We start from the raw sequence: 21,311 nt of genomic DNA, 5'->3' as shown, positions 1-21,311 counted from the left end.
ATGCCTGCCCGGGGAAGACGAAAAAGGCACCGATCATGGGTCTGCAGGCTCTTTTTTTCTATCTTTTTTCATTCGTCGCGGTTGCGTCGGCGTTCATGGTGATTTCTGCGCGGAACCCAGTTTATTCCGTGCTGTTCCTCATTTTGACGTTCTTCAACGCGGCCGGCCTGTTCCTTCTGACGGGCGCCGAGTTTCTGGCGATGATCCTGCTGGTCGTTTATATCGGCGCGGTTGCGGTTCTCTTCCTCTTCGTGGTGATGATGCTCGACATCGACTTCACCCAGCTGAGGTCGGGCGTTTTGGAATATGCGCCGGTCGGTGCGCTGATCGGCCTCATTCTGGCCGCTGAGCTGATCATCGTGGTCGGCGGCAGCTCGTTCTCGCCTGAAATCGCCAAGTCGATCTCGATGCCGATCCCGGCAATCGCCGATCGCTCCAACACAGCCGCACTCGGCGACGTGCTCTATACGCACTACGTCTATTTCTTCCAGATTGCCGGCCTGGTTCTTCTGGTCGCCATGATCGGCGCCATCGTCTTGACGCTGCGCCATCGCGACAACATCAAGCGCCAGGATATTCCCACACAGGTTGCCCGTTCGCCCAAGACCGCTGTCGAAGTGGTCAAGGTGAAGTCGGGGCAGGGCCTTTAAGACGGACGCGAGGTCAAGGAACACATCATGGAAATCGGTATTTCCCACTATCTGACCGTCAGCGCCATCCTGTTCACGCTGGGCGTCTTCGGCATCTTCCTCAACCGGAAGAACGTCATCATCATCCTGATGTCGGTGGAACTCATCCTGCTTGCAGTCAACATCAACATGGTCGCCTTCTCGTCGTTCCTCAACGACATTACCGGCCAGGTGTTCGCCCTGTTCATTCTGACCGTCGCGGCCGCGGAAGCCGCCATCGGTCTTGCAATTCTCGTCGTCTTCTACCGCAACCGCGGCTCCATCGCCGTGGAAGACGTCAACATGATGAAGGGCTGAGCGGCCAATGAATACGATTATTCAAGCCATCGTCTTCCTGCCGCTGATCGGCTTCCTGATCGCGGGTCTTTTCGGCACCTCGATCGGCGCCAAGGCATCGGAATACGTGACCACCGGCTTCATGATTATTGTCGCTGTCCTGTCCTGGGTCGTGTTCTTCCACGTCGCGCTCGGCGAGACGGAGATGATCAAGGTCACCGTGATGCGCTGGATCCAGTCCGGCAGCTTCGATGCGGAATGGGCCTTCCGGGTCGATACGCTGACGGCCGTGATGTTCGTCGTGGTCAACACCGTGTCCTGCCTGGTCCACCTCTATTCGATCGGCTACATGCATCACGATCCGCATCGGCCGCGCTTCTTTGCCTATCTGTCGCTGTTCACCTTCGCCATGCTGATGCTGGTCACCTCGGACAACCTGTTGCAGATGTTCTTCGGCTGGGAAGGCGTGGGTCTGGCGTCCTATCTGTTGATCGGCTTCTGGTACAAGAAGCCGTCGGCATCGGCTGCGGCAATGAAGGCGTTCATCGTCAACCGCGTCGGTGACTTCGGTTTTGCGCTCGGCATTTTCGGCGTCTTCGTGCTGTTCGGCTCGATCAGCTTTGAAACCATCTTTGCCGCCGCTGCCAGCTACCTGCCGGCTGAAGGCGCTGCTGAGGGTGGCGAGGCTGTCATCAACCTGTTCGGCATGCATCTCGACAAAGCCAGCGCGATCACCGGCGTCTGCCTGCTGCTCTTCATGGGCGCGATGGGCAAGTCGGCGCAGTTCCTGCTGCACACCTGGCTTCCCGACGCCATGGAAGGCCCAACGCCTGTGTCGGCGCTGATCCATGCCGCAACCATGGTGACGGCCGGTGTTTTCCTCGTCGCCCGCATGTCGCCGCTGTTTGAACTGTCCCACACGGCTTTGATGGTCGTCACCGTCATCGGCGCGATCACGGCATTCTTTGCGGCAACCGTTGGTCTCGTCCAGAACGATATCAAGCGCGTCATCGCCTATTCGACCTGCTCGCAGCTCGGCTACATGTTCGTGGCGCTGGGAACGGGCGCCTATGGCGCTGCGATCTTCCATCTGTTCACGCATGCCTTCTTCAAGGCTCTGCTGTTCCTGTGCGCCGGCTCGGTCATCCATGCTGTCGATGGCGAGCAGGACATGCGCCACATGGGCGGGCTTCGTCCGCATATCAAGGTGACCTTCGCCATGATGCTCATCGGCACGCTTGCCATCACCGGCGTCGGCATTCCGTTCACCTCGTTCGGTTTCGCGGGCTTCTTCTCGAAGGACGTGATCATCGAGGCGGCCTATGCATCGCATTCGCCGGTCGGCGGTTTCGCCTTCACTCTTCTGGTGATTGCGGCCCTGTTCACGAGCTTCTACTCGTGGCGCCTGATGTTCCTCACCTTCTTCGGCAAGCCGCGCGCCTCGCATGAGGTCATGCACCACGTCCACGAATCGCCGCAGGTCATGCTGATCCCGCTCTACATCCTGGCCTTCGGCGCCGTCGTGGCCGGTTTCCTCGGCGAGGGCTATTTCTATGGCCACGAATATGCCGAATTCTGGCAGGGCGCGTTGTTCACGCTGCCGGGCAACGAACTGGTCGATGAGTTCCACCACGTTCCGGCCCTGGTTGCGCTCAGCCCGTTCATTGCGATGATCCTCGGCTTCGTCACCGCCTGGTACATGTATATCCGCTCGCCGGAGACTCCGAAGTACCTGGCCGAGCAGCATCGCGGCCTCTACCAGTTCCTGCTCAACAAATGGTATTTCGACGAACTCTACGATTTCCTGTTCGTTCGTCCCGCCAAGCGCATCGGCACCTTCCTGTGGAAGGAAGGCGATGGCCGGATCATCGACGGCTACGGCCCGAACGGCATTGCCGCGCGCGTCATGGATGTGACTGACCGCGTCGTCCGCCTGCAGACCGGTTACCTCTATCACTATGCCTTCGTGATGCTCATCGGCATCGCGGCGCTCGTTACCTGGATGATGCTCGGGAGCTCCTTCTGATGACCGATTGGCCCATTCTCTCCGCGGTCACCTTCCTGCCGCTGGCTGGCGTTGCTCTTCTGCTTCTGACGCGTGAAGACAGTGCCTCCGGCCGCCGCAATATCCTGAACATCTCGTTGCTGACGACGATCGTGACGTTTCTCGTCTCCTGCTGGATCTGGTGGAATTTCGACAATTCGAACCCCGGCTTCCAGATGGTCGAAAAGCACGCGTGGCTCGGCACCGGTATTTCCTACCATCTCGGCATTGACGGCATTTCCATGCTGTTCGTCGTGCTCTCGGCGTTTCTGATGCCGTTCTGCGTGGTGGCCAGCTGGCTTTCGGTCGAAAAGCGCCTGAAGCAATACATGATCGCCTTCCTGCTTTTGGAAGTGTTCATGATCGGCGTCTTCGTGTCGCTCGATATCGTGCTGTTCTACGTGTTCTTCGAAGCCGGCCTGATCCCGATGTTCATCATCATCGGCGTCTGGGGCGGCAAGGACCGCGTCTACGCCTCCTACAAGTTCTTCCTCTACACGCTGCTCGGTTCGGTTCTGATGCTGCTCGCCATCATGGCGATGTACTGGCAGGCCGGTACGACCGATATCGCCGAATTGCTCGCCTATCAGTTCCCGCGCCAGATGCAGACATGGTTATGGCTCGCCTTCTTCGCGTCATTTGCAGTGAAGATGCCGATGTGGCCGGTCCATACCTGGCTTCCCGACGCGCACGTTCAAGCGCCAACGGCGGGTTCGGTCATCCTGGCCGGCGTTCTCCTGAAGCTTGGCGGTTACGGCTTCCTGCGCTTCTCGCTGCCGATGTTCCCGCTGGCGTCGGAATATTTCGCGCCCTTCGTCTTCACGCTCTCGGTCGTCGCGATCATCTACACCTCGCTGGTGGCGATGATGCAGTCCGACATCAAGAAGCTGATCGCCTATTCATCGGTTGCCCATATGGGCTACGTGACCATGGGTATCTTTGCCGCCAATACTCAAGGCGTGCAGGGCGCGATCTTCCAGATGCTGTCGCATGGCCTGGTGTCCGGCGCGCTGTTCCTCTGTGTTGGCGTGGTCTATGACCGCACCCACACCCGCGAGATCAGCGCTTACGGCGGCCTCGTCAACAACATGCCGAAATATGCGGTTGCCTTCATGGTCTTCACCATGGCCAATGTCGGCCTGCCGGGCACGTCCGGGTTTGTCGGTGAAATCACCGTGCTGCTGGGTGCATTCCGTGCCAATACCTGGGTCGCGTTCTTCGCCACGACAGGTGTCATCCTCTCGGCGTGTTATGCTCTGTGGCTCTACCGCCGGGTGATCTTCGGCACATTGGACAAGGACAGCCTGAAATCGCTGCTGGATCTTTCCGGCCGTGAAAAGGCGCTGCTCTATCCGCTGATCGTGCTGACCATTTTCTTCGGCGTCTATCCGGCTCCCGTGTTCGATGCGACGGCAGCCTCGGTGGACGTGCTTATCAACAACTACACTGCGGCCGTGCAGGCAGCGCATGACGTTGCGCTTTCGGCGAAATGACGACAGGACGGGATTGAAATGACTGCTGAAACATTCCTCGCTAGCCTGCACCTGTCGACGCCCGAGCTGATCCTTGCGGTTGGCGCCATGGTGTTGTTGATGATCGGCGTCTTTTCCGGCGAGAAATCGTCCGGTTTGGTGACGTGGCTCGCCGTTGGCCTGCTCGCCATTTCGGGCGTGTGGCTGGTTTGGCAGACCGGCGACGGTCAGGCCTATAACGGCGCGTTCCTCTCCGATCCCTTCGGCAAGTTTATGAAGGTGCTGACGCTGTTCGGCTCCATGGTGGCGCTGATCATGTCGGCGGGCGAGGCGCGTTCGACGGGCATCGACCGGTTCGAATTCCCGGTCCTGATCGTGCTGGCAACGCTCGGCATGCTGCTGATGATCTCGGCCAACGACCTGATCTCGGTCTATCTGGCGCTCGAACTGCAGTCGCTGGCGCTCTATGTCGTTGCCGCCATGAACCGCGACAACCTGCGTTCCACGGAAGCGGGCCTCAAATATTTCGTGCTCGGCGCCCTGTCGTCCGGCATGCTGCTTTACGGCATGTCGCTGGTCTATGGCTTTACCGGCCATACCGGCTTCGACGGCATTGCCGCTGCCTTGTCGGCAGAAGGCCGTTCGCTTGGCCTCATCTTCGGCCTCGTCTTTATCCTGGCTGGTGTTGCCTTCAAGATCTCCGCCGTTCCGTTCCATATGTGGACGCCGGACGTCTATGAAGGTGCCCCGACCCCGGTGACGGCCTTCTTCGCCGCCGCGCCGAAGGTTGCGGCCATGGCGATGCTGATCCGGCTGGTCATCATGCCGTTCGAACCGATCGTCACCGACTGGCAGCAGATCATCGTCTTCATTTCGATTGCCTCGATGCTGCTCGGCTCGTTTGCCGCCATCGGCCAGAAGAACATCAAGCGGCTGATGGCCTATTCGTCGATCGGCCATATGGGCTATGCGCTCGTGGGTCTGTCCAGCGGCTCGATGGCCGGGGTGCGCGGCGTGTTGATTTACATGCTGGTCTATATGGTGATGACGCTCGGCACCTTTGCCTGCATCATGGCGATGAAGCGCAAGGACGGAAATCACGTCGAAAGCGTCGATGATCTCGCCGGCCTGTCGCAGACCAATCCGCTGATGGCAACCGTGCTGACGGTGATGATGTTCTCGCTCGCCGGCATTCCGCCGCTTGCAGGCTTCTTTGCCAAGTATTTCGTGTTCATGGCCGCAATCGAAGCGCATCTCTATGCCTTGGCAATCATCGGCGTTCTCGCCTCCGTCGTTGGCGCCTACTATTATCTGCGCGTCATCAAGCTGATGTGGTTTGATGATCCGAAGGGCGAATTTGCGCGTCCGTCGGGCATCTTGCGCCTGGTCTACGGCCTTTCCGGCCTGTTCGTTCTCGCCTATGTTCTGATCGGTGGACCGATCGGCACGGCGGCCGAAGTTGCAGCGCGGACATTCTTTTGACAGGACAGGACCGGATCGGCAGGGTTTCGCTCGATAATTTCCGCCATACCGCTCTGGGCGATGTCGGATCGACGAATACCGAATGCCTGATCCGGGCGCGTGCCGGTGATCCGGGCCTGCACTGGATCACCGCCGCGCGGCAGATATCCGGCCGCGGCCGCCGGGGCCGCCAATGGGCGTCGGAACCGGGCAATCTGTATGCGTCGCTGCTTCTGATCGATCCGGCGCCGATGGAAAAGCTGCAATCGCTGCCGCTCGCGGTGGCTGTTGCCGTCCACAGGGCGATCCAGGCGGTGATGCCGTCTGGCTCCAATCCGGTCTCGATCAAATGGCCGAACGATATTCTGATTGCGGGCAAGAAGTGCTGCGGTATCCTCTTGGAAGGCGAGGGTTTGCCGGATGGGCATCACGCGCTGGTCATCGGCTGCGGCATCAATGTCGCGCTGGTGCCGGAGCAGGGGCTTTATCCGGTCACCAGCCTGCAGGCGGAAGGGTCTGCCGTTTCGCCGGATGAACTGTTTGCCCATCTGTTCCGCAGCATGGCCGATGCGTTGAACACCTGGAACTGCGGCGACGGCATTGCAGAAATTATCGCACAATGGCGGTCCGCAGCAGGCGGTATCGGCCAGAAGATTACAGTCAACCTGCCGGATCGCTCGCTTTCCGGACGGTTCGAAGGCATAGATGAAGACGGCCGGCTGATGCTCGATCTGGGAGCAGGCACGGTTCAACGCATCGCCGCAGGCGATGTATTTTTTGGATAGACCCCATTTTGGGTGGCATAAGGCGCAATCAATCAATGAGCAAACAAGACGAACTCGTCTTCCTGCCGCTGGGCGGAGTGGGGGAAATCGGCATGAACCTGGCCCTTTACGGCTATGGTTCGCCCGCCCACCGCCAGTGGATCATGGTCGATTGCGGCGTGACCTTCCCGGGCCTCGATCTGCCCGGCGTCGATCTGGTGCTGCCCGATATCCGGTTCCTTGCCGAAGAGCGCAAGAACCTCAAGGGCATCATCATCACCCATGCCCATGAGGATCACTATGGCGCGCTGGCCGATCTGTGGCCGGGCCTCAATGTCCCGGTTTATGCCTCGCCGTTCACGGCCGGCATGCTGGAAGCCAAGCGCTCCTACGAGCGCAGCCGCGCCCAGGTGCCGATCACCATCTTCAAGGAAGGCGACCGCATCAATGTCGGGCCTTTCGAAATCGAAGCCGTCGGCGTCAACCATTCGATCCCCGAGCCGATGTCGCTGATCATCCGCACGCCGCTCGGCAATGTCGTGCATACCGGCGACTGGAAGATCGACCATGCTCCGTCGCTCGGGCCCTTTACCGATGAAGCGCGGTTCCGCGCGATCGGCGATGAAGGTGTTCTGGCGCTGATGTGCGACAGCACCAATGCCATGCGCGATGGCGTCTCCCCCTCGGAAGAGGAGGTTTCGACCAGCCTCACCAAGATCATCGAGGACGCCAAGGGCCGCGTGGCGATCACCACGTTCTCCTCCAATGTCGGCCGTATCCGCTCGATCGCCAAGGCATCGGCTGCGGCCGGCCGCGAGGTCCTGTTGCTCGGCAGCTCGATGAAGCGGGTCTGCGACGTCGCCCGCGATGTCGGGCTGATGGAAGGGCTGAACCCCTTCATCGCAGAGGATGAGTTCGGCTATATTCCGCGCGACAAGGTCGTGGTGATCCTGACCGGCAGCCAGGGCGAATCGCGCGCCGCACTTGCCAAGATCTCGCGCGACGAGATGCGCAATGTGGCGCTGACTGCAGGCGATACCGTGGTGTTTTCCTCGCGCGCCATTCCCGGCAACGAGAAGGCGATCAACGACATCAAGAACGGCCTCGTCGAACAGGGCATCCATATCGTCACCGATAGTGAAGCGCTGGTTCACGTCTCCGGCCATCCCCGCCGCAATGAACTGCAGCAGATGTATGCCTGGACGCGCCCGCAGATGCTGGTGCCCGTTCACGGCGAAGCCGCGCATCTGACGGCACAGGCGGAACTCGGATTGCAGTCCGGCATCAAGACTGTTCCGAAGGTGCGTAACGGCGACATTCTGCGTCTGGCACCCGGACCGGCCACCGTCATTGGCGAAGCCCCGCATGGGCGGATCTACAAGGACGGCAGCCTGATCGGCGACTTCGAGGAAATGGGCATCGGCGAACGCCGCAAGCTGTCCTTTGCCGGTCACGTTGCTGTCAACGTCATTCTGGACGCGCGCTACGATTTCGCCGCCGACCCGATCGTCGTTCCGATCGGCCTGCCCGAATTCGATGACGAAGGCGAAGACATGAACGATACGCTCTATGACGCGGTTCTGGGGGCTGTCGAAAGCATTCCGCGCGGCAAGCGCAAGGACATTGCCATGGTGACGGAAGCCGTCCGCCGCGCCATTCGTGGTACGGCCAATGACGTCTGGGGCAAGAAGCCGGTCGTCACCGTGTTCATCAACAAGCTCTGACGGGTCTCCGATGCTTGGACGTGTCAACCATATCGCTCTTGCCGTGCCGGATCTTGCCGGAGCGGCGGAGCGGTACCATTCGATGCTCGGTGCCTCGGTGACCGCTCCGCAAGCGCTGCCGGAGCATGGCGTCACCGTCGTGTTCGTCACGCTTGACAATACCAAGGTCGAGCTTCTGGAGCCGCTCGGGGAGGCGTCACCGATCGCGGCTTTCCTTGCGAAAAATCCGGCCGGCGGCATGCATCATATCTGCTACGAGGTCGAGGATATCCATGCCACCCGCGACAGCCTGATTGCGGCCGGGGGCAGGGTGCTGGGCGATGGAAATCCAAAGACCGGTGCACATGGCAAGCCGGTGCTGTTTCTGCATCCGAAGGATTTCTTCGGGACGCTGATCGAACTCGAACAGGTGTGACAGAAGACCGCGTGCCGGTATTTATCGGACAGGGTGTTTGTCGGGCGTTCAGTGAGGCGCTATAAGGCGCCATGCCAGCGCGCACGAGACATGAGGCGAGACATCCATCTCCCCTCGTAACGAGAGACGACCATGCCGATCTTTTCCACCTTTGCGATCTACTTCATCATCTGGTGGCTGGCGCTGTTCATCGTCCTGCCGATCGGCTTGCGCACGCAGGCGGATGAAAACGAGGTGGTGCCGGGCAGCGTCGAAAGCGCGCCGGCGCGTTTCCGTGCGCTTCGGGTGTTTCTGATGACCTCGGTTCTGGCCGCTATTATCCATGCCGCGTGGTATGTCCTGTCCGTGCGGCTGGGCTACGGCCTGGATTCCATCCCGCAATTTGCGCCGAAGTTTTACTGAGGTTGACGCTTCCGGCAGGCGGACCGCGCGGTTGACGCTGCCACAGAATTGCCGCGATTGAGGCGGTTTCCATTTTCCGGATGAATACATCCTGTGTAAAAGTCAAAAAAAAACAAGGCTAAAAGCCTTGTTCTTTAAAGTATCGCGTGATCCTTATCCGTTGCCGGTGGCTGCGTGTAAACGCGCCTAAGATCTTATCCTCCCAAGACTTGACCGCGAAATCGACAAGAATTTAATCTCCCTGCCTCTTTTGTGGGCCAAAACTAGCCCAAACATTATGCGTTGTCATCCCATTTTTTTGCATTTTTGCTACACTTGAGTAAAATTTTTCCGTTGACAACTTCTGTCAAAATCCTGTTACTACCGTGCCTTTTTGACGCAGGTATTTTTGTTTTTTCAGTCCTTGAAATGCAGTGCCCGTCTACGCTTTCTGCCAAAAGCGATGACGGGTTTTCTTCCTGCTGCGAAGCGTCTATGAACGCGTGAGCGCGGTGCATCCTTTCTCGTGGAATCAGCTGTCCGGATCGTCGCGGCAAACAGTCAAACGGCAGTGTCCGGTTTGCGCGGCTGACGCGCGCGGGGCCTGCAGGCTCAACGTTATTTCGCCCGATTCAACCGATAGTGCGAAGTGCTTTTAACTTCTGGAACCCGTTCATGCGCCTGTCCCGCTTTTTCATGCCCATTCTGAAGGAAACCCCGAAGGAAGCGGAAATCGTCTCGCACCGGCTGATGCTGCGTGCCGGCATGGTGCGCCAGCAGTCGGCCGGCATCTATACGTGGCTGCCGCTCGGCAAACGGGTTCTCGACAAGGTCACCAAGATCATCCGCGAAGAACAGAACCGCGCCGGCGCCGTCGAGCTTTTGATGCCGACGCTGCAATCGGCCGAACTCTGGCAGGAAAGCGGCCGCTATGACGCCTATGGCGACGAAATGCTGCGGATCAAGGATCGCAACAAGCGCGACATGCTCTATGGACCGACCAACGAGGAGATGATCACGGACGTGTTCCGCTCCTACGTCAAGTCCTACAAGGACCTGCCGCTCAATCTCTATCATATCCAGCTGAAATTCCGCGACGAACGCCGTCCGCGGTTTGGCACCATGCGTTCGCGCGAGTTTCTGATGAAGGATGCCTATTCCTTCGATCTCAACCGCGAGGGCGCTGTCGACAGCTACAACCGCATGTTTGCGGCCTATCTGCGCACATTCGCGCGGCTTGGCCTGCGCGCCATTCCGATGCGGGCCGATACAGGCCCGATCGGCGGCGATCTCAGCCATGAGTTCATTATCCTGGCCGATACCGGTGAATCGGAAGTCTTCTGCCACAAGCACTTCCTCGATTTCGATATTCCTGCCGATGATACGGATTTCTGGGATGCGGCTGCGATGAAGGCGATCTTCGACAAGTGGACGTCGCTCTATGCCGCCACCTCGGAAATGCACGACGAGGCGGCCTTCAACGCGATCGACGATGCCTCAAAGGTTTCGGCGCGCGGCATCGAGGTCGGTCATATCTTCTATTTCGGCACCAAATATTCCGAAGCCATGGGCGCCAAGGTTCAGGGCCCGGACGGCAAGGAACACACGGTCCACATGGGCTCCTACGGCATCGGCCCGACCCGGCTGGTTCCCGCCATCATCGAAGCCTCGCATGACGAGAACGGCATCATCTGGCCGGCTTCGATCGCACCGTTCGACGCGGTTGTGATCAACATGAAATCCGGCGACGAAGCATGCGACGCGGCGTGCGAAACCATCTATGCTGCGCTCAACAAGGCGGGATTCGACACGCTCTACGACGACAAGGACGACCGCGCCGGCACCAAGTTTGCCACCGCCGACCTGATCGGCGTTCCCGTGCAGATCATTGCCGGTCCGCGCTCCGTCGCCAGCGGCGAAGTCGAACTCAAGGACCGCAAGACCGGCGCCCGCGAAACATTGACGATCGAGGCTGCCATCAACAAGCTGACCGCCTCGAAATAAGGGACCAAGGAATGAGCGCCGCGACGCTAGAGCAGGAAAAGGCAGCGACCGCAGAGGCGCCGTCGAGCCGTCCGTTTTCCACATTCGAGCGCATGGTGGCCTGGCGCTATCTGCGCTCGCGCCGCAAAGAAGCATTCATTTCGGTGATCGCCGGCTTTTCCTTCATCGGCATCATGCTCGGCGTGGCCACGCTGATCATTGTCATGGCCGTGATGAACGGTTTTAGAACCGAGCTGATCTCGCGCATTCTCGGCATCAACGGTCACATGATCGTCCAGCCGCTGGATGGCCCGCTCGATAATTATGCCGACCTTGCGACGAAGTTTTCCGGCGTCAAGGGCATCACCATGGCAATTCCGATGATCGAGGGGCAGACGCTCGCCTCCGGTCCGGGCGGTGCTGGCACCGGGGCGCTGGTGCGCGGCGTGCGCGCCGACGATCTCGCCAAGATGAAGTCGATTTCCGATCACATCCAGTCCGGCGATCTCGTCGGTTATGCCGCAGGTACCGGTGTTGCGATCGGTTCGCGCATGGCCCAGCAGCTCGGCATCACCGCCGGCGGCACGATCACGCTGGTGGCGCCGGAAGGTGATATTACGCCCATGGGGGTCAATCCCCGCGTCAAATCCTACACCGTCTCGGCCATCTTCGAGATCGGCATGTCGGAATATGACGCCTCGATCATCTTCATGCCTTTGGAAGAAGCCCAGCTCTATTTCAATGCCGAAGGCATCGCCCAGTCGATCGAACTGTTCGTCACCAATCCGGACCTGGTCGATGACCTGCGCCAGCCGATCGAGGATGCGGCCGGGCGACAGGTGCTGATCAGCGATTGGCGCGACCGCAACAAGACCTTCTTCTCCGCGCTCCAGGTCGAGCGCAACGTCATGTTCATGATCCTGACGCTGATCGTGCTGGTGGCGGCGCTCAATATCGTGTCCGGCCTGATCATGCTGGTCAAGGACAAGGGGGCTGACATCGCCATCCTGCGCACGATGGGCGCGTCGTCGGGCGCCATCATGCGGATCTTCTTCATGACCGGGGCGGCGATCGGCATTGTCGGAACCTTGGCAGGCGTGCTTTTGGGCGTGATCGTCTGCCTCAATGTCGAATCCATCCGGCAGTTCTTCTCCTGGATTTCGGGAACGACGTTGTTCAATCCCGAACTCTATTTCCTAAGCCAGCTTCCGGCCGATATGAACCTTGGCGAGACCACATCGGTCGTCGCCATGGCCATCGGCCTGTCCTTCCTTGCCACGATCTTTCCGGCCTGGCGCGCCTCGCGCCTCGATCCGGTTCAGGCTCTGCGCTACGAATAATTGGGGATTACATCAACGATGAATGCGCGCGTGGCATTGCAGCTTTCCGCCGTCGAACGTCATTACAGCCAGGGCGAAGAAACCCTGTCCATCCTGAAGGGCGCGGATTTTTCACTGTTTGGCGGACAGACCGTGGCGCTTGTGGCGCCGTCCGGCACCGGCAAATCGACACTTCTGCACCTGGCCGGCCTGCTGGAACGCCCGGACGCGGGCGAAGTTCTGATCAACGGCCAGTCCTGCGGCGCGCTCGGCGACGAGAAGCGCACGGCGATCCGCCGCAACGATATCGGCTTCGTCTACCAGTTCCACCATCTTTTGCCGGAATTCACCGCGATCGAAAATATCATGATGCCGCAACTGATCGCCGGCCTGAACAAGGCAGAGGCGCGCGAACGGGCGGCGGCCTTGCTGGATTACATGCGCATCGGCCACCGCGCCGAGCATCGTCCGTCGGAACTATCTGGCGGCGAACAGCAGCGCGTCGCCATCGCGCGGGCCGTTGCCAATGCACCGCTGGTGCTTCTCGCCGACGAGCCGACCGGAAACCTCGATCCGGAAACCGCCGGCTATGTCTTCGAAGCCCTGGAAGCCCTGGTGCGCCAATCCGGTCTTGCGGCCATGATCGCCACCCACAATTACGAACTGGCATCCCGCATGGACCGCCGCGTCACCATCGAGGACGGCAAGGTCGTCGAGCTCTAAGGTTGCGGTGGCCTGCCGGTTAGAGGCGGGTCCTATGCCTATTCGATACCACAGACCGTTTGGCCGCGATCGTCGGACCAATCCTTGAGCAGCACGATTTCGCCCTTGGTGGCGACGGGTTTGCCGCTGCTCTTTCCCTTGCCGGTCAAAACGTTGAAATCGCATTCCGCCGTATTGTCGGGATCGAGCGTGTCATAGGATGTGTAGGTATAGCCGGCAACGACGAAGTCGAAGTTGCGATAGGCGACCGTCAGCTTCTGTTCCCAGCGGTCCCGGCCGACGGAATCGTTGTGGGTGGTGATCAGGATCGAGCCGTTGGCAAGAGCAGTGATCGACGGTGCCCTTCCTGCCATGGTCAGATCTCCCCAGACCTTGTTCGCAACGACGGTCTTCAGTTTCAGCCGGTCGGTGTCGCCGTCGTTCAGATAGATGTAAACGGAATTGTCATCCTCGCCGCTGCCGTCTGCCGGTGCCACCAGCATGGCGAGGTCCGATGTGCCGTCCTTGTCCCAATCCCCTGTTGCAGCAAAAATGATGCGCTCGGGATCGATGGCATCGGCTGCCTGCGGGGCCGTGGCAGACAGGCTGAGACATGCCGTCATGACGGCCAGTGACATCTTCATCGATCATTCCCCGATTTGAATTGTAGGCAGACTAATAGGCGGCCCGGCCGCCGTCCAGATGCCGGATGGCTTTGCCGGCGGCTGTTCAGACATTGTTTACCATCTCCCTTTTCCTGCGGCGGCAGATTTGCAGCTGCTGCTTGACGCATGAACATAAATGGAACATTATAAGAACATAACGGAAAAGGGAGCCGACCAATGACTGACTTCATTCGTGATCTCGCCGCTTTGACCTCCATCGCCATGTTCATCGCCAGCTTTTCAATCATCGTCATGGGCATGTAAAAACGGGCGCAAGCTTTCGCCATGTCAGCGCATTCACCAGTCCGCAGCCTTGGCAGACGGCCCAACTGTGGACAAGATGGTGCAGGTTTGAAAATGCTGCCCTGAGGCGGATGAAAACTGGACATCTGCGGATGGAAACGGGATATCCTGAGGCCTTCACGGGAATCGGGGTGCACCATGGCAGATGCGGTCAACGGCAAGCAGCGGGATAGCGCCACGCAGGGCGGCGTCTCTCCCCAGTTCGTCCATCTTCGCGTTCATTCCGCCTTTTCGCTGCTCGAAGGTGCTTTGCCGATCAAGAAGATTATCGGCAAGGCTGTTGCCGACGGTCAACCGGCCATCGGCATTGCCGACACCAACAATCTGTTTGCCGCACTGGAATTCTCGCAGAAATGCATGGACGATGGCCTGCAGCCGCTGATCGGCTGCCAGTTGTCGATCGACATGGAAGATGAGGGCGAGGGCGACAAGCGCGGCCATGCCCAGCATCTGGCCAAGCTGCCGGCGATCGTGCTGATTGCCGCCACCGATGCCGGCTATGTCCGGCTCGTCGATATCGTCAGCCGGGCCTATCTCGGGGGCGAAAGCAATCAGTCGGTGCGCATCGCGCTGTCCTGGCTGCAGGAGGGCGGGGCGGAAGGCCTGATCGCGCTGACCGGCGCGTCCGGCGGTCCGGTCGATATGGCCTTGAAGTCCGGTCACCACGCGCTGGCGGAAACGCGGCTGAAGACGCTTGCCACCGTGTTTGGCGACCGCCTCTATGTGGAGCTCCAGCGTCACGGCAAATATGATCGCCGCCATGAAAACCGGGTCATCGATCTCGCTTACAAGCTCGAATTGCCGATCGTCGCAACCAACGAGCCGTTCTTCCCGTCGCCGGCCGAGTTCGAGGCGCATGATGCCCTGATGGCCGTGGCGCACAATGCGATGGTCTCGGATGACACGCGTTTTCGCCTGACGCCGGATCATTACCTGAAGAGCCGCAAGGATATGGCAACCCTGTTTGCCGACCTGCCGGAGGCGCTGGAAAACACCATCGAGGTCGCCAAGCGCTGTTCCTTCGTGTTGAAGACGCGCGGGCCGATCCTGCCGCGCTTCACCGGAGCCACGGATGATCCGGCAGAAGCCGAGCGCGCCGAGGAACTCGAACTGCGCCGCCAGGCTGTCGAGGGGCTGGAAGACCGGATGCAGAAGCTCGGACTGTCGGCCGGCTATAGCGAGAGCGATTATCGCGAGCGATTGGATTTCGAGCTCTCGGTCATCGAGAAGATGAAGTTTCCGGGCTACTTCTTGATCGTTGCCGACTTCATCAAATGGGCAAAGATGCAGGATATTCCGGTCGGGCCGGGCCGCGGCTCGGGTGCGGGCTCGCTGGTCGCCTATGCGCTGACCATCACGGACGTCGATCCCTTGCGCTTCTCGCTGCTGTTCGAACGCTTCCTCAACCCGGACCGCGTCTCGATGCCCGACTTCGACATCGACTTCTGCCAGGACCGGCGCGAAGAGGTGATCCGCTACGTCCAGCGCAAATATGGCCGCGAGCAGGTGGCGCAGATCATCACCTTCGGATCGCTGCAGGCGCGCGCGGCACTGCGCGACGTCGGCCGCGTTTTGGAAATGCCCTATGGCCAGGTCGACAAGATCTGCAAGCTGGTGCCCAACAATCCGGCCAACCCGACGCCGTTGTCGAAGGCGATCGAGGAGGAGCCGCGCTTTCAGGAAGAGGTCGATAAGGAGCCGGTGATCGGCCGCCTGCTCGATATCGCCCAGAAGATCGAAGGCCTCTACCGCCATGCCTCGACCCACGCCGCCGGTATCGTCATCGGCGACCGGCCGTTGTCGCAGCTGGTGCCGATGTATCGCGATCCGCGCTCCGACATGCCGGTCACCCAGTTCAACATGAAATGGGTCGAGCAGGCCGGCCTCGTCAAATTCGACTTCCTCGGGCTGAAGACGCTGACCGTGCTGAAGGTCGCCGTCGATTTCATCCGGAAGCGCGATATCGAGGTCAAGCTCGAAGCGCTGCCGCTCGACGACCAGAAGACCTACGAAATGCTGTCCAAGGGCGACACGGTCGGCGTGTTCCAGGTGGAAAGTGCCGGCATGCGCAAGGCTCTGATCGGCATGCGGCCGGACTGCATCGAGGACATCATAGCGCTGGTGGCGCTCTACCGGCCGGGTCCGATGGAAAATATTCCGGTCTACAATGCCCGCAAGCACGGCGAGGAAGAGATCGAATCGATCCATCCGAAGATCGATTATCTCTTGAAGGAAACCCAGGGCGTTATCGTCTACCAGGAGCAGGTGATGCAGATCGCCCAGGTCCTGTCGGGCTATTCGCTCGGGGAAGCCGATCTTCTGCGCCGCGCCATGGGCAAGAAGATCAAGGAGGAGATGGACAAGCAGCGCGCCCGTTTCGTCACGGGCGCCGTCGATAACGGCGTCTCAAAACCGCAGTCCGACCTGATCTTCGATCTGCTCGCCAAGTTCGCCAATTACGGCTTCAACAAGTCGCATGCCGCAGCCTATGCCATCGTCTCCTACCAGACCGCCTATCTGAAGGCGCATTTCCCGGTCGAGTTCCTGGCGGCGTCGATGACGCTCGACATGTCGAACACCGACAAGATCAACGATTTCCGCCAGGATGCCAACCGGCTTGGCATCGAGGTCATCCCGCCCTCGGTCCAGACCTCGTTCCGCCGCTTTGAGACCGGCGAAAACCGCATCTACTACTCGCTCTCGGCCATCAAGGGCGTCGGTGAGGCCGCTGTCGATCATATCGTCGAGGTGCGCGGCGACGAGCCTTTTGCCGATCTTGAGGATTTCTGCCTGCGGATCGATCCGAAGCTGTTGAACCGGCGGGTGTTCGACAGCCTCATTTGTGCCGGGGCCTTTGATTGCTTCGGCTATGACCGGGCCGAACTGGTGGGCGGCCTCGACCGTATCTTGGGCTTTGCGCAGATTGCTCAGGCCAACAAGATCAGCGGCCAGAGCGATATGTTTGGCGCCGGCGCGGCGACGGGGCCGGAAAAGATCAACCTGCCGCCCTATGCGCCGTGGCTTGCCTCTGAAAAGCTGCACCGCGAGTTTCAGGTCCTGGGCTTCTATCTCTCGGCGCATCCGCTCGATACCTATAATGTGCTGCTCGCCAAGATCCGTGTCCAGACATTTTCCGATTTCGCGGCTTCCGTCAAAAAAGGTGCGACGGCCGGGCGCCTGGCCGGAACGGTCACCTCGAAACAGGAGCGCAAGACCCGAACCGGCAACAAGATGGGCATTATCGCCTTTTCCGATTCGACCGGCCAGTTCGAGGCCGTGCTGTTTTCGGAAGCGCTCCATCAGTACCGCGACCTGTTGGAGCCGGGCAAATCGCTCGTTATGACGGTGCAGGCCGAAGAACGGCCGGAAGGCATCGGGATGCGCATCCAGACGCTGCAATCGCTGGAAGAGCGGTCACTGCAGATGCAGAAGGCGCTGCGCGTCTATGTCCGCGACAGCGGCCCTTTGCGCTCGGTCGCGGCCCATCTGAATACCCGTGGCGATGGCCTGGTGTCGTTCATCGTCATCAAGGACAATGGCCAGCGCGAGATCGAAGTGGAACTGAACGATCGTTATCGCATCTCGCCGGAGATCGCGGCAGCGCTGAGGACAGCGCCCGGCGTCATCGACGTCGAACTGGTCTAGAGCCTCGTACGAGGCTGTAGAGCCGCATTTGTCTTGCGAGGCTCCAGCGTTTTGCAGCTTACGATTTCGAGCGGCTGCGGGTAACGGTGACGAAATCGGTACCATCTCCGGTTTCCTGGCCAAGCCCCATATCGGAAATGGTCAGGGATGAGCCTTCGGCAAGCAACTCCTCGATGCGGCTGCGCGTCTCGTCCGGCACGGTGATGCGCGCCAGCGTGCGCTTGGCGGCATTGAACGCCGCCGGGTCTTCCTCGACGGTGATGCCAAGCCGCTTTTTCATCGGCCCGGAGAGGGCGTTGTCGAGTGTCATGGCGAACCAGGCGCCTTTGCCGGTCAAGGCGTCGATATCCTGGAACTGGAAGAAATGCGTGCCGAGCGCCACGTCCGGCTGCTCGATCAGGACAGGCGTTTCAAACAACGGCTCGAAATCGCGGCGAACCAGAAGCTGGCCGTTCGGCGGCTTGCCCTTGCCCGCCTTGGCGTAGAGCGCGTCGATGAAGGCTGTCGTCGGCTTGCCGTCGATGGGCAGGTTTTCTGCTGTCTGGAACGCCTTGATGGCATCGCTGGTCTGCACGCCCGTATATCCGTCGGCAAGACCTGCGGCATAGCCAAGCTCGTTGAGCAGGTTCTGGATGTCCATGGTGATTTCACGCGAGCCGCGATGGGTGATCAGCATGCGGATCGGCGGCTGCTTCTGCGTCTCGGCCACAACAGGTTTTTCCGCTGGCGGTTCGATCGTGGCGACTTCGACAGACTCGGTATGGACCTGTGACACCCCCGGACGCAACGTTGCATCCGACAGCAGCTCCGGCTCATTTCCCTTGGGCTGGAACAGGAACGGATCGGAGATCGCGGCCGGCGTCAGCTGGCGGTCGGAAATCAGCACATGCACGCCGCGCCCGGTCATCTTGAACAGCTGTTTGGCAAAGGCATCCGGCATCCGCACGCAGCCATGCGAGGCCGGGTAGCTTGGAACGTGATTGGATGCATGCAGCGCAATGCCCGACCAGGTCAGCCGCTGCATGAACGGCATCGGCGCGTTCGAATAGATGTTGGACTTGTGAAAGCGGCGTTTTTCCAGGATCGAGAAAATCCCCGTCGGCGTCGCGTGACCGGCCTTGCCCGTCGAGACATTCGAGGTGGCCACAACGGTATCACCGTCATAGACCACCAGCGATTGCTGGTCCCTGGAAACGACGATCTGCAGGGGAGCGGGCTCGCCGGCAAAGGCGACGCTGGCAGACAGGGCGATTGCGGCGCCGAGACCGAATGTAAAACGCAAAACCATGGACAACATCCGCACGCAAGAAACAGAAGATGAGCCTAGCTTGAGAGGTTTAAGGAAACTTTGCTGTTTCGCCGGGAACACGGGACGCGTGTTATTTTCGCCGGCCCTTGCCGAACGTATAGCCGGTTTCGACCGTCGCCTTGCCGAACTTGTCGCGCAACGCGTTGATGGCGGCTTCTGCGGCGGCGCGCCGCGTGGCCTGCGTATCGATGAGATCCGGCGGATCGGCACGATCCGGATTGGAGAGATCGGAAACGCCGATCCCGATCAGGCGGAATTTCGTGCCGTCGGTTTCCTTGTCCAGAAGCTGCATGCCGGTGCGGAAGATCCGGTCGGCAAGGCGCGTCGGGCTATCGAGACGGCGGTTGCGCGTCCGGCTCTTGAAATCGGCCGTTTTCAGCTTGAGAACGACGGTCTGGCCGGCAATATCGGCCTTGCGCAGCCGGTGCGCCACCTGTTCGCTCAGCCGGCGCAGATGCGTGACCAGATCGTCATAGTCGCAGAGATCGTCGTTGAACGTGGTTTCCGAAGAGACGCTCTTGGCTTCCCCATCGATATCGACGGTGCGCTCGTCCTGGCCGCGCGACAACCGGAAAAGCCGCTGGCCCATCGTGCCGTAGCGCTTCATCAGGGTCGTTTCCTCCATCGTCTGCAACTGGCCGATGGTGCGGATGCCGTCGCGCTCGAGGGTCGCTGCAAAGGCCTTACCGACGCCCCAGATCAGCGTTACCGGCCGGTCTTTGAGAAAGTCCAGAGCCTCGGCAGCACCGATCACGGAAAAGCCGCGCGGTTTCTGCAGGTCGGACGCCACCTTGGCGAGGAACTTGCAATAGGACAGCCCGACCGAAACGGTGATCCCGACCTCCTGTTCGACCCGGCGGGCGAATTTGGCCAGTATGCGGGCAGGGGGATCATGATGCAGCCGCTCGGTGCCCTTGAGTTCCAGGAAGGCCTCGTCGATCGACAGCGGCTGAACCAGTGGCGTCAGCTCCTGCATCAGCGTGCGCACCTGGCGCCCGACCCGCACATATTTCTCCATGTCCGGCTTGATGACGACGGCTTGCGGACAGGCCTCCAGCGCCTTGAACATCGGCATGGCCGAGCGGACGCCGTGGATGCGGGCTATATAACAGGCTGTGGAAACAACGCCGCGCTTGCCGCCGCCGATAATGACAGGCTTGTCGGCAAGCTCCGGATTGTCGCGTTTTTCCACCGAGGCATAGAATGCGTCGCAGTCGATATGGGCGAGCGTCAGCTGATAGAGCTCGGCATGGAACAGCACGCGCGGACTACCACAGGCCCGGCACCGGCGAATGCCGGCAGGCTGGCCCGTCAGGCAGTCTCGGCAAAACCCCGGAAATTGCTGCGCGTCTGTTTGCATCGATCAGAACAAAAGTTGAACATTTTCACGATACGCCCTAAGCTGACGAGTCTCAAGGCATGGAAAGGCAATCTTGATGACCTTCCCAGGAAAGGTGCGCGTGGTGGGAGAGGCGGAACGTGACCAGCTTTGCGCTCAGCATCTGGCCGCGGCCAGGCGTTCACTGCAAAAGATGCGTCCGGATGATCGCGGCTACGTCTGTCCAGCTGTCGGCCTTGGTGATGCCGTCGCCCGGATCGGGCGCCATTGCCCGAAATTCGGCATTGGCCATCAGGTTGATCAGCAGGCAATCCGGCGCATGGGTCTGCACGGATTTGAGGTTGCGCAGGATATCGTCGATGAAGACCAGCGGCACATCGCGGGCATCGTGCAGGCGCTTGATGATCGGCCCCTTCGCGTCTTCGCTGGCAAGCAGAGGATAGTGCAGGCCATGACGGTCGAGCAGCGCGCGGCGCGTTGCGCTGTGGCGCGGCGGCATCGCCGTCAGGAAGATGATATCCGCGTCCTTGGAAAGCCCGGCCAGCGTATCGACGACGCAATCGGCCGGCGTCTGCCACTGGTCCTGCAGTGTGAAGAATGTTTCCAGCAGCTCGCTGGTCATCGCATCCTCGACGGGAAGACCGGTGTCGATCTCGACGATATTGCCGTTCAGGCGGAAGGAGCGGGGCAGGAGATCGCGGCCGCACGAGCGCAGGAAATTGCTGAACGGCGTCAGGAATTCGAGCACGACCTCATCGATGTCGCAGACGATCAGCGGCCGGTCCGCCAACTGGATATGGTTGAGATCGAGCATATCCGT

At 60.2% G+C, this 21,311-nt stretch carries 18 protein-coding genes; 13 read left to right on the top strand and 5 right to left on the bottom strand.

The genetic code is table 11. The annotated features are described in order from the left end of the window. The first annotated feature begins 35 nt into the window (after nt 1-35). The 12 genes from PYR65_RS15250 to PYR65_RS15195 all read left to right on the top strand — a co-directional run bounded on the left by PYR65_RS15250 (nt 36) and on the right by PYR65_RS15195 (nt 13,251). A complete protein-coding gene (locus PYR65_RS15250) occupies nt 36-650 on the top strand; it encodes an NADH-quinone oxidoreductase subunit J (RefSeq protein WP_060641430.1) in 615 nt (204 codons plus the stop codon). 27 nt (nt 651-677) lie between these two features. Next, nucleotides 678-986 carry an NADH-quinone oxidoreductase subunit NuoK gene (gene nuoK, locus PYR65_RS15245; protein ID WP_037169335.1) on the top strand — a complete coding sequence of 103 codons (309 nt, stop codon included), beginning with the start codon at nt 678-680 and terminating at the stop codon, nt 984-986. 7 nt (nt 987-993) lie between these two features. After that, a complete protein-coding gene (gene nuoL, locus PYR65_RS15240) occupies nt 994-2,991 on the top strand; it encodes an NADH-quinone oxidoreductase subunit L (protein ID WP_276118578.1) in 1,998 nt (665 codons plus the stop codon). After that, nucleotides 2,991-4,502, top strand: a complete 1,512-nt coding sequence (locus PYR65_RS15235) for an NADH-quinone oxidoreductase subunit M (protein WP_060641212.1) — start codon at nt 2,991-2,993, stop codon at nt 4,500-4,502. The genes nuoL and PYR65_RS15235 overlap by 1 nt, the downstream gene beginning before the upstream one ends. An 18-nt stretch (nt 4,503-4,520) precedes the next feature. Next, nucleotides 4,521-5,963, top strand: a complete 1,443-nt coding sequence (nuoN, locus tag PYR65_RS15230; protein WP_276118577.1) for an NADH-quinone oxidoreductase subunit NuoN — start codon at nt 4,521-4,523, stop codon at nt 5,961-5,963. Further along, a complete protein-coding gene (locus PYR65_RS15225) occupies nt 5,960-6,727 on the top strand; it encodes a biotin--[acetyl-CoA-carboxylase] ligase (RefSeq protein WP_276118576.1) in 768 nt (255 codons plus the stop codon). The genes nuoN and PYR65_RS15225 overlap by 4 nt, the downstream gene beginning before the upstream one ends. Before the next feature lie 35 nt (nt 6,728-6,762). Further along, nucleotides 6,763-8,430 carry a ribonuclease J gene (locus PYR65_RS15220; RefSeq protein WP_060641209.1) on the top strand — a complete coding sequence of 556 codons (1,668 nt, stop codon included), beginning with the start codon at nt 6,763-6,765 and terminating at the stop codon, nt 8,428-8,430. Nucleotides 8,431-8,440: 10 nt separating this feature from the next. Beyond that, nucleotides 8,441-8,845, top strand: a complete 405-nt coding sequence (gene mce, locus PYR65_RS15215; RefSeq protein ID WP_276118575.1) for a methylmalonyl-CoA epimerase — start codon at nt 8,441-8,443, stop codon at nt 8,843-8,845. Nucleotides 8,846-8,977: 132 nt separating this feature from the next. After that, nucleotides 8,978-9,247, top strand: coding sequence for a DUF1467 family protein (locus tag PYR65_RS15210; protein WP_276118574.1), 270 nt, complete (start codon nt 8,978-8,980; stop codon nt 9,245-9,247). A gap of 654 nt (nt 9,248-9,901) precedes the next feature. Then, complete coding sequence (proS, locus tag PYR65_RS15205) at nt 9,902-11,230, top strand: proline--tRNA ligase (protein ID WP_276118573.1); 1,329 nt, start codon at nt 9,902-9,904, stop codon at nt 11,228-11,230. An 11-nt stretch (nt 11,231-11,241) separates the two neighbouring features. Next, the gene (locus tag PYR65_RS15200; RefSeq protein ID WP_276118572.1) at nt 11,242-12,549 is read left to right on the top strand and encodes a lipoprotein-releasing ABC transporter permease subunit; all 1,308 of its coding nucleotides are present in this window, start codon (nt 11,242-11,244) and stop codon (nt 12,547-12,549) included. 18 nt (nt 12,550-12,567) lie between these two features. Then, on the top strand, nt 12,568-13,251 hold the full coding sequence (locus tag PYR65_RS15195) for an ABC transporter ATP-binding protein (protein ID WP_060641204.1): 684 nt from the start codon (nt 12,568-12,570) through the stop codon (nt 13,249-13,251). 38 nt (nt 13,252-13,289) lie between these two features. Here the strand turns inward: PYR65_RS15195 and PYR65_RS15190 are convergent, their stop codons facing one another. Together PYR65_RS15190 and PYR65_RS15185 are read right to left on the bottom strand one after the other, a co-directional pair. After that, the gene (locus PYR65_RS15190; protein ID WP_276118571.1) at nt 13,290-13,874 is read right to left on the bottom strand and encodes a hypothetical protein; all 585 of its coding nucleotides are present in this window, start codon (nt 13,872-13,874) and stop codon (nt 13,290-13,292) included. Further along, on the bottom strand, nt 13,871-14,182 hold the full coding sequence (locus PYR65_RS15185; protein WP_276118569.1) for a hypothetical protein: 312 nt from the start codon (nt 14,180-14,182) through the stop codon (nt 13,871-13,873). Before PYR65_RS15185 ends, PYR65_RS15190 begins: the two co-directional genes overlap by 4 nt. A 154-nt stretch (nt 14,183-14,336) precedes the next feature. Here PYR65_RS15185 and dnaE point away from each other — a divergent pair, with 154 nt between their 5' ends. Beyond that, on the top strand, nt 14,337-17,843 hold the full coding sequence (gene dnaE, locus PYR65_RS15180) for a DNA polymerase III subunit alpha (protein WP_276118568.1): 3,507 nt from the start codon (nt 14,337-14,339) through the stop codon (nt 17,841-17,843). 58 nt (nt 17,844-17,901) lie between these two features. On the opposite strand, the gene PYR65_RS15175 is transcribed toward dnaE, so the two are convergent. The 3 genes from PYR65_RS15175 to PYR65_RS15165 form a co-directional block, all read right to left on the bottom strand. Continuing rightward, on the bottom strand, nt 17,902-19,125 hold the full coding sequence (locus PYR65_RS15175; RefSeq protein WP_407951333.1) for a L,D-transpeptidase family protein: 1,224 nt from the start codon (nt 19,123-19,125) through the stop codon (nt 17,902-17,904). A 97-nt stretch (nt 19,126-19,222) separates the two neighbouring features. Next, nucleotides 19,223-20,512 (bottom strand): DNA polymerase IV, encoded by a 1,290-nt coding sequence (locus PYR65_RS15170; RefSeq protein WP_060641201.1) that lies wholly within the window; start codon nt 20,510-20,512, stop codon nt 19,223-19,225. A gap of 160 nt (nt 20,513-20,672) precedes the next feature. Further along, nucleotides 20,673-21,305, bottom strand: a complete 633-nt coding sequence (locus tag PYR65_RS15165; protein WP_276121070.1) for a hypothetical protein — start codon at nt 21,303-21,305, stop codon at nt 20,673-20,675. Between the last annotated feature and the right edge of the window lie 6 nt (nt 21,306-21,311).

Source organism: Pararhizobium qamdonense (genome assembly GCF_029277445.1).
Classification (GTDB): Bacteria; Pseudomonadota; Alphaproteobacteria; order Rhizobiales; family Rhizobiaceae; genus Pararhizobium; species Pararhizobium qamdonense.
This window is presented reverse-complemented; position numbering and strand designations above follow the sequence as displayed.